This window comes from Thermobispora bispora DSM 43833 (assembly GCF_000092645.1).
GTDB lineage: Bacteria > Actinomycetota > Actinomycetes > Streptosporangiales > Streptosporangiaceae > Thermobispora > Thermobispora bispora.
The window spans coordinates 2,189,215-2,202,550 of sequence record NC_014165.1; the positions used below are offsets into that span (position 1 = coordinate 2,189,215).

General features: G+C 70.8%; 12 protein-coding genes. 9 read left to right on the forward strand and 3 right to left on the reverse strand.

The annotated features are described in order from the left end of the window. Window positions 1-154: 154 nt before the first annotated feature. The 8 genes from TBIS_RS09375 (at window position 155) to TBIS_RS09410 (ending at window position 9,732) form a co-directional block, all read left to right on the forward strand. A complete protein-coding gene (locus tag TBIS_RS09375) occupies window positions 155-1,024 on the forward strand; it encodes a carbohydrate ABC transporter permease (RefSeq protein ID WP_242384259.1) in 870 nt (289 codons plus the stop codon). Next, window positions 1,021-1,914, forward strand: coding sequence for a carbohydrate ABC transporter permease (locus TBIS_RS09380; RefSeq protein ID WP_013132138.1), 894 nt, complete (start codon window positions 1,021-1,023; stop codon window positions 1,912-1,914). The genes TBIS_RS09375 and TBIS_RS09380 overlap by 4 nt, the downstream gene beginning before the upstream one ends. Beyond that, entirely contained in the window at window positions 1,914-3,344 is a 1,431-nt protein-coding gene (locus TBIS_RS09385; protein ID WP_013132139.1) for a GH1 family beta-glucosidase, read from the forward strand. Before TBIS_RS09380 ends, TBIS_RS09385 begins: the two co-directional genes overlap by 1 nt. A gap of 28 nt (window positions 3,345-3,372) precedes the next feature. Further along, entirely contained in the window at window positions 3,373-4,392 is a 1,020-nt protein-coding gene (locus tag TBIS_RS09390) for a LacI family DNA-binding transcriptional regulator (RefSeq protein ID WP_013132140.1), read from the forward strand. A 96-nt stretch (window positions 4,393-4,488) separates the two neighbouring features. Continuing rightward, window positions 4,489-5,808: a GH1 family beta-glucosidase gene (locus tag TBIS_RS09395; RefSeq protein WP_013132141.1), complete on the forward strand. Its 1,320-nt coding sequence runs from the start codon at window positions 4,489-4,491 to the stop codon at window positions 5,806-5,808. Between the two features lie 35 nt (window positions 5,809-5,843). Next, the gene (locus TBIS_RS09400; protein WP_013132142.1) at window positions 5,844-6,716 is read left to right on the forward strand and encodes an aldose 1-epimerase family protein; all 873 of its coding nucleotides are present in this window, start codon (window positions 5,844-5,846) and stop codon (window positions 6,714-6,716) included. A gap of 395 nt (window positions 6,717-7,111) precedes the next feature. Then, window positions 7,112-8,338, forward strand: coding sequence for an FAD-dependent oxidoreductase (locus TBIS_RS09405; protein ID WP_242384260.1), 1,227 nt, complete (start codon window positions 7,112-7,114; stop codon window positions 8,336-8,338). Between the two features lie 29 nt (window positions 8,339-8,367). Next, window positions 8,368-9,732, forward strand: coding sequence for a class II 3-deoxy-7-phosphoheptulonate synthase (locus TBIS_RS09410; RefSeq protein ID WP_050760487.1), 1,365 nt, complete (start codon window positions 8,368-8,370; stop codon window positions 9,730-9,732). 26 nt (window positions 9,733-9,758) lie between these two features. Here the strand turns inward: TBIS_RS09410 and TBIS_RS09415 are convergent, their stop codons facing one another. Next, window positions 9,759-10,136 (reverse strand): thioredoxin family protein, encoded by a 378-nt coding sequence (locus tag TBIS_RS09415; protein WP_013132145.1) that lies wholly within the window; start codon window positions 10,134-10,136, stop codon window positions 9,759-9,761. 111 nt (window positions 10,137-10,247) lie between these two features. Between TBIS_RS09415 and ctaD the strand changes: the two genes are divergently transcribed. Then, the gene (gene ctaD, locus TBIS_RS09420) at window positions 10,248-11,927 is read left to right on the forward strand and encodes an aa3-type cytochrome oxidase subunit I (RefSeq protein WP_013132146.1); all 1,680 of its coding nucleotides are present in this window, start codon (window positions 10,248-10,250) and stop codon (window positions 11,925-11,927) included. A 31-nt stretch (window positions 11,928-11,958) separates the two neighbouring features. Here the strand turns inward: ctaD and TBIS_RS09425 are convergent, their stop codons facing one another. Continuing rightward, a complete protein-coding gene (locus TBIS_RS09425) occupies window positions 11,959-12,459 on the reverse strand; it encodes a universal stress protein (RefSeq protein WP_013132147.1) in 501 nt (166 codons plus the stop codon). Window positions 12,460-12,599: 140 nt separating this feature from the next. After that, a complete protein-coding gene (locus TBIS_RS09430) occupies window positions 12,600-13,154 on the reverse strand; it encodes a membrane protein (protein WP_013132148.1) in 555 nt (184 codons plus the stop codon). Window positions 13,155-13,336: the final 182 nt, after the last annotated feature.

Genomic DNA, 13,336 nt, shown 5'->3' on the forward strand with positions numbered 1-13,336 from the left:
GATCCCTCGCCGGCGGGCCGGTCGCCTGCTTTCATCCGCTGAAAGGTGACGCATGGGCCTCCACGTCGATACCGGGCAGTCCACACGGACCCCGGTCGGACATGAGACACGGCGGCCGAGCCGGCGCAGGCGGTCCTTCTCGTCCTGGCTGGACATGAAGGCGGCGCCGTACCTCCTGATCACGCCGTACTACCTGCTTTTCTTACTCTTCGGGCTCTTCCCGCTCGGCTTCACCCTCTGGTACTCGCTCTACGACTACGACCTCGCCGGCACGGTCGAGTGGGCCGGGCTGGGCAACTACACCGCCCTGCTGGCCGACCCGGCGTTCTGGAACGCCGTGGTCAACACGCTCGCCATGTTCGTCATCGCGACCGTGCCGCAGATGCTCCTGGCCCTGATGCTCGCGAACGCACTGAACAGGCGGTTCCGGGGCCAGCTCTTCGTCCGGATGGGGGTCCTCCTCCCCCTGGTGACCTCGGTGGTCGCCGTCGCCGTGGTCTTCACCCAGCTCTACGGCCGGGACTGGGGCCTGATCAACTGGATCCTCGGCTGGTTCGGGGTGGACCCGATCCACTGGAAGGCGGAGCGCGTCCCCGCGTGGATCGCCATCTCGACGATGGTCGACTGGCGGTGGACCGGCTACAACGCGATCATCTTCCTCGCCGGGATGCAGGCCATCCCCAAGGAGCTCTACGAGGCGGCCGCGATCGACGGCGCCTCCCGCCGCCGCCAGTTCTGGCAGATCACCATCCCGATGCTCCGGCCGACGATCATCTTCGTGATCCTCAACTCGACCATCGGCGGCCTCACCCTCTTCGCCGAGCCGACCACGTTCTACAACGGCAACGTCCACGGCGGTACCAACCGGCAGTTCCAGACCGTCTCGATGTTCATCGTCGAGCAGGGCTTCCGTGAGTTCGACTACGGCTACGCCGCGGCGGCCGCGTGGATGCTCTTCGTGATGATCCTCCTCGGCTCGATCATCAACTTCCTGCTCGTCCGCCGGATCGGGGGCACACGATGACCACCCTGTCGACCAGCTCAGCTACCCGGTTCCGCGGTGCACGGCCGTCGTCCGGGGCCGCCTCTCTCTGGAAGGCCACACCGCTCACCAAGTTCGCGCTCGCCATCACGCTGATCATCTCGGCGTTCCCGCTCTACTGGATGATCGTCATCGCGTCGCGGAGCAACGCGGACGCGACCGCCGTGCCCCCGCCGTTCCTGCCGGGCGGCAACCTCGGCGAGAACATCCGGCGGGTCCTCGAGCACCCGGACGCGCACTACACCACCGGCCTGCTCAACTCGCTGATCGTCTCCAGCTCGGTGACGATCTCCGTGGTCATCATCTCCACGCTCGCCGGCTTCGCCTTCGCCCGGCTCCAGTTCAAGGGCGGCCGGGTCCTCCTGCTGCTGGTGCTGGTCACGATGATGGTCCCCCTGCAGCAGATGGGCATCGTGCCGCTGTACCGCCTGATGGTCGAGCTCGAGTGGATCGGCTCGCTCAAGGCGGTGATCTTCCCGTACCTGCTCAACGGCTTCGGCGTCTTCCTCATGACGCAGTACACCGAGCAGGCGGTCCCGCACGAGCTGGTCGAGGCCGCCCGCGTGGACGGCGCCTCCACCCTGCGCATCTGGTGGAACGTCATCCTCCCCGCGGTACGGCCCGGCATGGCGGTGCTCGGGATCAACACGTTCATGCTCACCTGGAACGACTTCATGTGGCCGCTGATCGTGCTGACCCCGGACAACCCGACGGTCCAGGTCGCGATCAACGCGCTCAACGCGAAGTACAGCACGGACTACGTGCTGATCTTCAGCGGCACCGCCGTCTCGATCCTCCCCCTCGTCATCGTGTTCCTCGCGTTCGGCCGCCAGATCATCGGCGGTCTCATGGAAGGTGCAGTCAAAGCGTGATGACTCACAGCACACCCGAGAACGAGGCGCCGGCCCTGCGGTTCCCACCGGAGTTCGTCTGGGGCGCCGCCACCTCCTCGTACCAGATCGAGGGATCGCTCTCCGCCGACGACCGCGGCACCTCCATCTGGGACGTGTTCTGCCGGCAGGACGGACGCATCCTCGGTGGCGACAACGCCGAGGTCGCGACCGACCATTACAACCGGTACCGGGAGGACGTCCGGCTCATGGCCGAGCTCGGCCTGAAGGCCTACCGGTTCTCCGTCTCCTGGCCCCGGATCCAGCCCGACGGCTCCGGCCCGTACAACGCCAAGGGCCTGGACTTCTACAAGCGGCTCGTCGACGAGCTGCTCGAGCACGGCATCGAGCCCTGGCTCACCCTCTACCACTGGGATCTCCCCCAGGCGCTCGAGGACGCGGGCGGGTGGCCGGAACGCGACACGTCGAAGCGCTTCGCCGACTTCGCGGCCACGGTCCACGCCGAGCTGAGCGACCGGGTGCGGTACTGGGCCACGGTTAACGAGCCGTGGTGCGCGGCGTTCCTCGGCTACGCCTCCGGTGAGCACGCCCCCGGGCGGCGCGAGCCGGCCGCCGCGGTGCGGGCCGCGCACCACCTCAACCTCGCGCACGGCCTGGCCGTCCAGGCGATGCGCGCGCAGAACACGCGCTCGCAGATCGGGGGCTGCGTCAACCTCTACCCGGTCTCCCCGGCCACCTCCAGCGAGGCCGACCTGGACGCCGCCCGCCGCATCGACGGCCTGCAGAACCGGTTCTTCCTCGACGCGCTGCTCAAGGGGTCCTACCCCGAGGACGTGCTCGAGGACCTGAGCCGGGTGACCGAGCACTCCTACATCGCCGACGGCGACCTGGAGGCGATCGCGGCGCCGATCGACATGCTGCTGATCAACTACTACAGCCGCTTCACCGTGACCGGTGGCGGTGGCGGCGCCCAGTCGGCCGCGGCGGCGCCGACCGGCGCCGGGTCGCCGTGGGTGGGCAGCGAGCACGTCGGCTTCGTCAGCGGCGGGCGGCCGGTGACCGCCATGGGCTGGGAGATCGACGAGAGCGGGCTGTACGAGGTGCTCACCCGGCTCGCCACCGAGTACCCGCCCCTCCCGCTGTACGTCGCGGAGAACGGCGCCGCCTTCGACGACGAGGTCGCCGAGGACGGCACCGTGCACGACCCCCGGCGGCGCGACTTCCTTGAGGCGCACGTGCGCGCCTGCCACCGGGCGATCGAGGCCGGCGTGCCGCTCAAGGGGTACTTCGTCTGGTCCCTGATGGACAACTTCGAGTGGGCCTGGGGGTACGGCAAGCGGTTCGGCCTGATCCACGTGGACTACGCGACCCAGCGGCGGACGATGAAGACGAGCGCCCGCTGGTACGCCGAGCTCATCCGGCGTGGTGGTCTGCCCCGTGATGCAGAATAAGCGCAGGAGCGGTGAGGGGGCAGGACAGATGAACGGGGACCGCCGTCCGGGCGGGAGGCCCACGCTCGAGGAGGTGGCGGCCCGCGCCGGGGTAGGCCGTGGCACCGTGTCCCGGGTGATCAACGGTTCTCCCAAGGTGAGCGCCAAGGCGCGCGAGGCGGTGCTCGCCGCCATCAAGGAGCTGGGCTACGTGCCCAACCGCGCGGCGAGGACGCTGGTCACCAACAAGACGGACACGGTCGCGCTCGTGGTGTCGGAGTCCGAGCAGCGCGTGTTCGGCGAGCCGTACTTCGCCGGGCTGGTCCGCGGGATCAGCGCCGCGCTCTCGGAGACCGGCCTGCAGCTCATCCTCGCCATGGCGCAGAGCCGCGAGGAGCACGACCGGCTGGAGGCGTTCCTCACCGCCCGCCACGTCGACGGCGTCCTGCTCACCTCGGTGCACGGGGCCGACCCGCTGCCCGCCCGCCTGGAGGAGATGGGCGTGCCGACCGTGCTCGGCGGCCGCCCGGTCGGCATCACGCCGTACAGCTATGTCGACATCGACAACCGGGCCGGGGCGCGGCAGGCGATCAAGTACCTGATCTCCAAGGGCAGGACCAAGATCGCCACCATCGCCGGCCCGCAGGACATGGGCGTGGGCGTCGACCGGCTCGCCGGGTACCGCGACGCGCTGCTCGCCACCGACATGAACGAGATGGTCGCCTACGGCGACTTCTCCGAGGAGAGCGGCGCGGCGGCCATGCGGGAGCTGCTCGACCGTCATCCGGATCTGGACGCGGTGTTCGCCGCCTCCGACGCGATGGCGCTCGGCGCGCTGCGCGCGCTGCGGGAGCGGGGCAGGTCGGTGCCCGATGACGTGGCGCTGGTCGGGTTCGAGGACTCCTCGATCGCGCTGCACAGCGACCCGCCGCTCACCACCGTGCATCAGCCGACCGAGGCGATGGGCCGCCAGATGGTGCGCCTGCTGATCGCGCGCATCAACGGCGAGCCAATCAAGCAGCCGGTGGTGATCCTCGACACCCACCTGGTGATCCGCGCCTCCGCCTGAGGCCGGGGAGCGCTCCCAAGCCAAGAGCCATTGAAATCTGCCATGATGCTTCCTGATTTGGGAGCGCTCCCACCGGCCCTTGCACAGAGGAGAGACATGGAGACCAAGCGGTTCCCCCAGGGCTTCGTCTGGGGCACGGCGACCTCCGCGTTCCAGGTGGAGGGGGCCACCACGGCCGACGGCCGGGGGGTCAGCGTGTGGGACACCTTCGCCGCCGTCCCCGGCAACGTCCGGAACGGCGACACCGGTGAGCCCGGCGCCGACCACTACCGGCGCTACGCCGAGGACCTCGACCTGATCGCGGATCTCGGCCTGAGCGGTTACCGGTTCTCGATCGCCTGGCCCCGGATCCAGCCGAACGGCTCGGGCAAGCCGAACCAGAAGGGCCTCGACTTCTACAAGAGGCTGGTCGACGGGCTCGCCGAGCGCGGTATCCGGCCGCTGCCCACCCTCTTCCACTGGGACCTCCCCCAGGCGCTGCAGGACAAGGGCGGCTGGGAGAACCGGGACACCGCCGCCAGGTTCGCCGAGTACGCCGAGATCGTCTTCGACGCCCTCGACGTGGCCGACTGGGTCACGATCAACGAGCCGAAGACCGTGGTCGACTGCGGCTACCGGTACGGCATCCACGCGCCCGGGATCAAGGACGACGCGCGGGCCTTCGTCGCCTGCCACCACCTGCTCCTCGCCCACGGCCTCGCCGCCCGGGTGCTCCACGAGCGGCACCCCAGCCGGCGGATCGGCCCGGCGCTCAACCTGCACCCGGTCTACCCGGCCGACGACAGCCCCGAGGCCGCCGCGGCGGTCCGGCACCGGGACGGGCTGGAGAACCGGCTCTACCTCGACCCCATCCTCAAGGGCGGCTACCCGGAGGACACCCTGGAGTGGATCTCCGCGCGCAGCCCGATGCCCGACCACATCCTCGACGGCGACCTGGCGATCATCGCCGAGCCCGTCGACCTGCTCGGGGTCCAGTACTACACGCCGATCTTCGTCGACGGCCGCGGCGAGCGCGTGATCAAGCACCGGACCGCGCAGGCCGACTGGCTGGAGATCTACCCGGAGGGGATGTACGACATCCTCGTCCGGCTCACCCGCGAGTACCGGCCGGTGCCCCTGGTCATCACCGAGAACGGCATCGCGACCGACGACGCGCCCGGGCCCGACGGCCGGGTCCGCGACGAGCTGCGGATCGCCTACCTGCGGGACCACCTCCACGCGGTGCACCGCGCGATCGGCGAGGGCGCCCGGGTCGAGGGGTACTTCGTGTGGTCCCTGCTCGACAACTTCGAGTGGGCCGAGGGGTACGCCCACCGCTTCGGTATCGTCTACGTCGATTACCCGACGCAGCGGCGCATCCCCAAGGACAGCGCGCTCTGGTACCGCGAGGTGGCCAAGAGCAATGAGCTGCGCTGAGGTTCCGCACGCCCCGAGCACTGAGAGGACTCCCCATGGCCGATGACGCTCTCGTGGCCGGCCGTTACGAGGCCCGGATCAGCCGGCGGGGCGGCGCCCTGCGCACGCTGCGCCACGACGGCCGCGACCTGGTGACCGGTTGGCCGGCGGACGGCCCGATCCCCCACTACAGCGGCACGGTGCTCGCCCCGTGGCCGAACCGGGTGGTCGGCGGCACGTACGACTTCGCCGGCGTCACCCACAAGCTGCCGATCAACGAGCCCGAGCGCGGCCACGCGCTGCACGGCCTCGTCACCGACCGGATCTGGGACCGCGCCGAGCAGGCCGGAGACGGCGCCCTGCGGCTGACCCACACGATCGAACCGGTGGAGGGCTACCCCTTCCGGATCGACCTCGAGGTGCGGTACGAGCTCACCCCCGCCGGCCTCACCGCGACGCTGACCGCGCGGAACACCGGCGATGAGCCCGCGCCGTACGGCTGCGGCTGGCACCCCTGGCTGCTCGCCGGGCCCGACGTCCGCGAGTACGAGCTCGACCTCCCGGCGGACCGCGTGCTGCTCACCGACGAATCCCTCGCCCCCACGGAGCTGGTGGACGTGGCGGGCACCCCGTACCGGTTCCACCCGCCCCGGCGGATCGGGGACACCGTGATCGACCACGCCTTCACCGGCGTCACCGAGGGCCGGGTCCGCGTGCGCGGCCCGGAGGGAGGCGTGGAGATCTCCTGGGATCCGGCGGTGATGCCCTGGGTGCAGGTGTGCACCGGCACCGGGCTCGGCCACCGCGGGCTCGCCGTGGAGCCGATGACCTGCCCGCCGGGCGCCTTCAACTCGGGCACCGGCGTGATCGTCCTCGAGCCCGGAGCGACCCACCGGGCCGCGTGGACGATCAGCGCCCTGGAGGGCTGAGCCCCGGGGCGTGATCTCCGCCGTTCCACCGGCCCGGGCCGCCGCGTTCGCGTGCGGCGCCGTACCGGAATGACCGCCGGGCCGTACGGCGGAGCGCGGTGTCCGGAAGCCCGAGACCGGGCACCGCGTCTGGACCGGGCGGGCCCCGCACCATCCCGCGCGGGGCCCGCTCGCGCCCGGGAGCGCGGCGGCTCGCCGGGTACGCCTTCTGGAGCGCACCCGCGGGAGGGGGCGCCGTGCCGCGGGTCATCCCGCCGCCCGGTCTTCACCGGCGGGGCCGCCGGAGCGCCCGGAAATCAGAGGTATGGTCCGGCGACCGCCGGGACGCTCCACGCCCGGGAGGCACGGCCGCCCGTCCCGCGCGGCGGAGCGCCGTTCCGCGCCCAGGAAGGCTGGTGAGGACCCATGCGGACGACGTGCGTGATCGCGGGCGGGGGCCCGCCGGGATGGTGCTCGGGCTGCTGCTGGCGCGGGCCGGGGTGGAGGTGACCGTCCTCGAGAAGCACGCCGACTTCCTGCGGGACTTCCGGGGGGACACGATCCACCCGTCCACCCTGGAGGTGCTCGACGAGATCGGGCTCGCCGAGGCCTTCCACCGCCTGCCCCACTTCAAGGCCCGGCGCATGGAGGTGCAGACCGACGAGGAGCGGATCGTCGTCGCCGACCTGAGCCGGCTCCCGGGCAGGTACCCCTACATCGCGTTCGTCCCGCAGTGGGACTTCCTCAACCTCCTGGCGTCCGAGGCGCGCGCCCACCCCACCTTCCGGCTGCTGATGAACGCCGAGGTCACCGGCCTCCTCCGGGAGGACGGGCGGATCACCGGCGTGCGCTACCGGGACGCCGCCGGCGCCGAGCACGAGATCACCGCCGTGCTCACCGTGGGGGCCGACGGGCGCCACTCGGCGGTGCGGCGGGCCGCCGGGCTCGTCCCCAAGGAGTTCGGCGCGCCGATGGACGTCGTGTGGTTCCGGCTCTCCCGGGCGCCCGGCGACCCCGAGCACCCGTTCCTCCGCATGTCCGCCGGCCACCTCATGGTGGCGCTCAAGCGCGAGACCCACTGGCAGATCGGCTTCGCCGTACCGAAGAACGGCGTCGACGAGCTGCGGGCCCAGGGGATCGCGGCGCTGCGCGCCCACGTCGCCCGGCTCCTGCCCTTCCTCGCCGACCGGGTCGGCGAGCTGCGGGGCTTCGACCAGACCGGGTACCTCCGCGTCACGGTCAACCGGGTCCGCCGCTGGCACCTGCCCGGGCTGCTGCTGATCGGGGACGCGGCGCACGCCATGTCCCCCGTGTTCGGCGTCGGGATCAACCTCGCTGTGCAGGACGCGGTGGCCACCGCGAACATCGTCGGTCCCGCCCTGCTCCGCGGCGCGGCGCCGGAGGCGCTGCTCGCCAAGGTGGAGCACCGCCGCATGGTCCCGACCGTGATCACCCAGACCGTGCAACGGGCCGTGCAAGATTTCATGATCCGCCCCACGCTCGGCGCCCGGCCGCCCGCCCTCGTCCTCGGCCGGCTGCCGTTCCTCGGCCGGTTCGTGCCCCGCTTCCTGGGCTTCGGCGTGCTGCCCGAGCACGTACGGCTCCCGGCCGCGCCAAGGGCGTCCGGCCGTACCGAGAAATGATCTCAATACGTGGACGCGTCGCAGTGCGCATGGAACGCGGTGCAATACGCTATGGACCCGTGAGCACCATCGATCTCGACACGTGGCGCCATCTGCCCGCCGCTCAGCAGCCCGACTGGCCGGACCGTGCGGAACTTGACCGGGTCGTCCGTGAGCTGGCCACCATGCCGCCGCTCGTGTTCGCCGGCGAGTGCGACCAGCTCAAGGAGCGCCTGGCCGCGGTCACCAGGGGCGAGGCGTTCGTGCTCCAGGGCGGCGACTGCGCCGAGACGTTCTCCGGCGCCACCGCCGACAACGTGCGGAACAAGCTCAAGACGCTGCTGCAGATGGCGATCGTGCTCACCTACGCGGGACGGGTCCCGGTGGTGAAGATCGGCCGGATGGCCGGTCAGTTCGCCAAGCCGCGGTCGAAGCCGGTGGAGGTCCGGGACGGCGTGGAGCTGCCCGCCTACCGGGGCGACATGGTCAACGGCTTCGACTTCACCGCCGAGGCGCGGCGTCCGGACCCGGCCCGGCTGCTGCGGGCGTACCACTGCTCGGCGGCCACCCTCAACCTCGCGCGCGCGTTCACCAAGGGCGGCTACGCCGACCTGCGCCAGGTGCACGCGTGGAACCAGGACTTCGTGGCCGAGTCCCCGGCCGGGCAGCGGTACGAGCGGCTCGCGCGGGAGATCGACCAGGCGCTCGCGTTCATCAAGGCCTGCGGCGGGGATCCGAGCGAGTTCCACACCGTCGAGTTCTACTCCTCGCACGAGGCCCTGATCCTGGAGTACGAGTCGGCGCTCACCAGGATCGACTCGCGGACCGGCCTGCCGTACGACGTGTCCGCGCACATGGTGTGGATCGGCGAGCGCACCCGCCAGCTCGACGGGGCGCACGTGGAGTTCGCCAGCAAGATCCGCAACCCGATCGGGGTGAAGCTCGGCCCCACCACCACCCCGGAAGAGGCGCTCGCGCTGATCGAGAAGCTCAACCCGGAGAACGAGCCGGGCCGGCTCACCCTCATCACCCGGATGGGCGCCAAGAAGATCCGCGACGTGCTCCCCCCGCTGGTGGAGAAGGTCACCGCGAACGGCGCGGCCGTGGCGTGGGTGTGCGACCCGATGCACGGCAACACGTTCGAGGCGCCCAGCGGGCACAAGACCCGGCGGCTGGACGACATCCTCGACGAGGTCGCCGGCTTCTTCGAGGTGCACCACGCCCTCGGCACCCACCCGGGCGGGATCCACATCGAGTTCACCGGCGACGACGTCACCGAGTGCGTCGGCGGCGGCCACGAGATCGTGGAGGAGGACCTCGCGCTCCGCTACGAGACCACCTGCGACCCGCGGCTCAACCGCAGCCAGTCCCTCGACCTGGCGTTCCGGGTCGCGGAGCTGTACCGGGCGCGCTGATCACCCGGTCACCGGGGCGTCCCCGGTCACAGGTCCTGCTGCCCGGCCTCCGACTGCTGGGCGAGCTGGGCGCGGATCTCGTCCATGTCGAGGGCGCGTACCCGCTCGATCAGCTCCTCGAGCACGGGCGCGGGCAGGGCGCCGGGCTGGGCGAAGACCTGGATCCCGTCCCTGATCGCCATGAGCGTGGGCACCGCGCTGACCTGGAAGGCCGCGGTGAGCACCGGCTGCGCGTCGGTGTCGATCCTGCCGAAGGTGATGTCCGTGTGCCGCTCTGAGGCCTGCGCGAAGATCGGCTCAAAGGCCTGGCAGGGGGCGCACCAGTCCGCCCAGAAGTCGAGCAGGACGATCCCCTTCTCCGCGATCTCGTTGAAGTTCTGTTCCGTGACGTCGACGGTCGCCATGGGGCGACTCCTTTCGTTCGGCCATCAGCGGGCATAACCAGACGCACAGCCCGAACATTCCTGGCCGTGTGGCGCCCCGACGGGCGCGCCCGCGCGAGAGGAGCCGCCGCCATGGCCGTGCGGACTAGGCAGACCACCACCGTGACGCCCAAGGGACGGCGACCAGGCACGGTGATCGTCTCCTGGCTGACGAGCACCGATCACAAGGTGATCGGTCACCTGTACCTGATCACCGCCTTCGTGTTCTTCCTGATCGGGGGCGCGATGGCGCTGGTGATCAGGGCCGAGCTCACCGTGCCGGGGCTGCAGTTCGTCAGCAACCTCCGGTACAACGAGCTGTTCACCATGCACGGCACGATCATGCTGCTGCTGTTCGCCACCCCGCTCTTCGCCGGGTTCGCGAACGCGATCATGCCGCTGCAGATCGGCGCCCCGGATGTGGCGTTCCCCCGGCTCAACATGGTGAGCTACTGGCTCTTCCTGTTCGGCGGCATCATCACGCTGAGCGGATTCTTCATGGGCGGGGCGCCCTCCTTCGGCTGGACGGGGTACACGCCGCTCTCCGAGCGCGAGTACACCCCGCAGCTCGGCGGCGACCTGTGGATCATGGGGCTGGTGCTCGCCGGGGTGGGGACCATCCTCGGCGCGGTCAACTTCATCACCACGATCATCACCAGGCGGGCGCCCGGGATGAGCACGTTCCGGATGCCGATCTTCACGTGGAACGTGCTGCTCACCTCGGTCCTGGTGCTCCTCACCTTCCCGGTGCTCGCCGCCGCGCTGCTCGCGCTCGAGGCCGATCGCAAGCTCGGCACCCGCATCTACGACCCGGAGCACGGCGGGCCGCTCATCTGGCAGCACCTGTTCTGGTTCTTCGGCCACCCCGAGGTCTACATCGTGGCGCTGCCGTTCTTCGGGATCATCACCGAGGTGATCCCGGTCTTCAGCCGCAAGCCGCTCTTCGGGTACATCGGCATGGTCGGCGCCACGATATCGATCACCGTGCTCTCCATGGCGGTGTGGGCCCACCACATGTTCGCCACCGGCCGGGTGAACCTGCCGTTCTTCGCCCTGATGACGTTCCTGATCGCCGTGCCCACCGGGGTGAAGTTCTTCAACTGGATCGGCACCATGTGGCGGGGCCACCTCAGCTTCGAAGCGCCGATGATGTTCGCGATCGGGTTCCTGCTCACGTTCCTGATCGGCGGGCTGACCGGGGTGATCCTCGCCTCTCCCCCGCTCGACTTCCACGTGCACGACAGCTACTTCGTGGTGGCCCACTTCCACTACGTGCTGTTCGGCACCGTGGTGTTCGCCATGTTCTCCGGCTTCTACTTCTGGTGGCCGAAGCTGACCGGCACGATGCTGGACGATCGCCTGGGGCAGATCCACTTCTGGATGGTCTTCCTCGGCTTCCAGCTCACCTTCCTGGTGCAGCACTGGCTGGGGGTCTCGGGGATGCCCCGCCGGTACGCGGACTACTCCGCGGTCGACGGCTTCACCGGGCTGAACGTGGTCTCGAGCGTGGGGGCGCTCGTGCTCGGCCTGTCGAACCTGCCGTTCTTCTACAACGTCTGGAAGACGGCCCGGCGCGGGGAGCGGGTCACCACCGACGACCCGTGGGGCGCCGGGGGCTCCCTGGAGTGGGCCACCTCCTGCCCGCCGCCCCGGCACAACTTCACCCGGCTCCCGCAGATCCGCTCCATCCGGCCGGCGTTCGACCTGCACTACCCGCCGGCGGCCGGCGGCGAGGCGAGCCCGCCCCCGGAGACGAGGTCCCTGGACCGCTGACCCCGCCGTCCCGTACGGCACGGCGGGGCGATCACCGGCTGCGGGCGAGCGCGCCGGCGGCCGCGCGGTCGCCGGCTCCCCGGGCGGGCGGGATCACGACCGGGCAGTGCGCCCCCTGCAGGCAGGCGGCGATCACGGGGTCGATCGACGGGTACGGCCCGCTCCGGCAGTGCCGGGCGCCGAGGACGAGCAGGTCCGCGCCGGCGCTCGCCCGGATGAGCACCTGGGCCGGCGGGCCCTCGAGCACCAGGGGCTCCACGTGGTCCGCGCCCAGCTCGGCCACCACGCGCCTGGCGAGCATGAGCGCGGCCTTGCGCTCCTCCTCGCGGGATGCCCGGCCCGCGCTGGGAGCGTAGGGGGCGTGCAGCCCGCCCGACCACTCCCACGCGTGCACCGCGAGGACCCGCGCGCCGCGCCGCCGCCCTTCCGCCGCGGCCCACCGCAGTGCGGCCAGCGACGCCGCCGATCCGTCGATGCCCACGAGGATGGTCGCCCGGCTCACGATCCCGCGCCTCCCGGCTTCCCGCTCCACCCAGTCTCTCCTTCCTTGATGAACGCCGGGTTTCGCGAGGCGAACATCTCCGTTCCCCGGCGGCCCGGCGCCGCCGCGGAGGGGCGCCGGAAAACGAGAAACGCCCGTCCTCCCGATCGAGGACGGGCGATCCGCAACCGCTACCGCAGCACCGGGTACTTCCGGACCAGAGCCGTCTGGCTCCACCACTTCCCGATGCCGACGGTGTCGCCGGCGTTCACCAGGGCGAGCCCAGCCATCAGCAGGGCGTAGATGAGGTGCTCATCCATGAACGGGTTGTTCGCGAGCGGCAGCTCCGCGGCCCACATCAGCACCATGAGCAGCGCGCCCGAGACGGCCGCGATGCGCATCCCGGCGCCGAGGACGAGGGCGATGCCGATGCCCGCCAGACCGAGCATGAAGAGCCAGTCGACCCAGGCCTGGCCGGCGAGGGAGGTGAAGAATCCGCCGAGCGCCCGGTCGGCCGTGCCCTTCAGGAAGCCGGTGGTGGGGGATCCGCCGTTGATCCAGGCCTTGGCCGCGGGGGTGGCGAACCCGAGGCCGAAGAGCTTGTCGATGAACGCCCACAGGAAGATCCAGCCGAGCGCGATGCGGGTGGCCGCCCAGACGTAGTCCGCCGCGGACGCGTGCTCCGTCCGGTGGCCGGCGACCGGGGGACGATCAGCCGCCGAAGGCCTCTGGTGCGTGGTCGCCATTTCTGACTCCTTCTCTCCTGCCGACACTGCAATCACACCGCTTTTCCGCAGGTGTCTGCAGTGCCGTACGGCTCAGGGCAGGAGCCCGGAAGTCACCAAGGCGACGGGACCTTAGGCCCGGTCTGCGCAAGGGGCGCACACGGCCGCCGGCCGTCACCCGTCCGATGACGGCCGGCCTGACG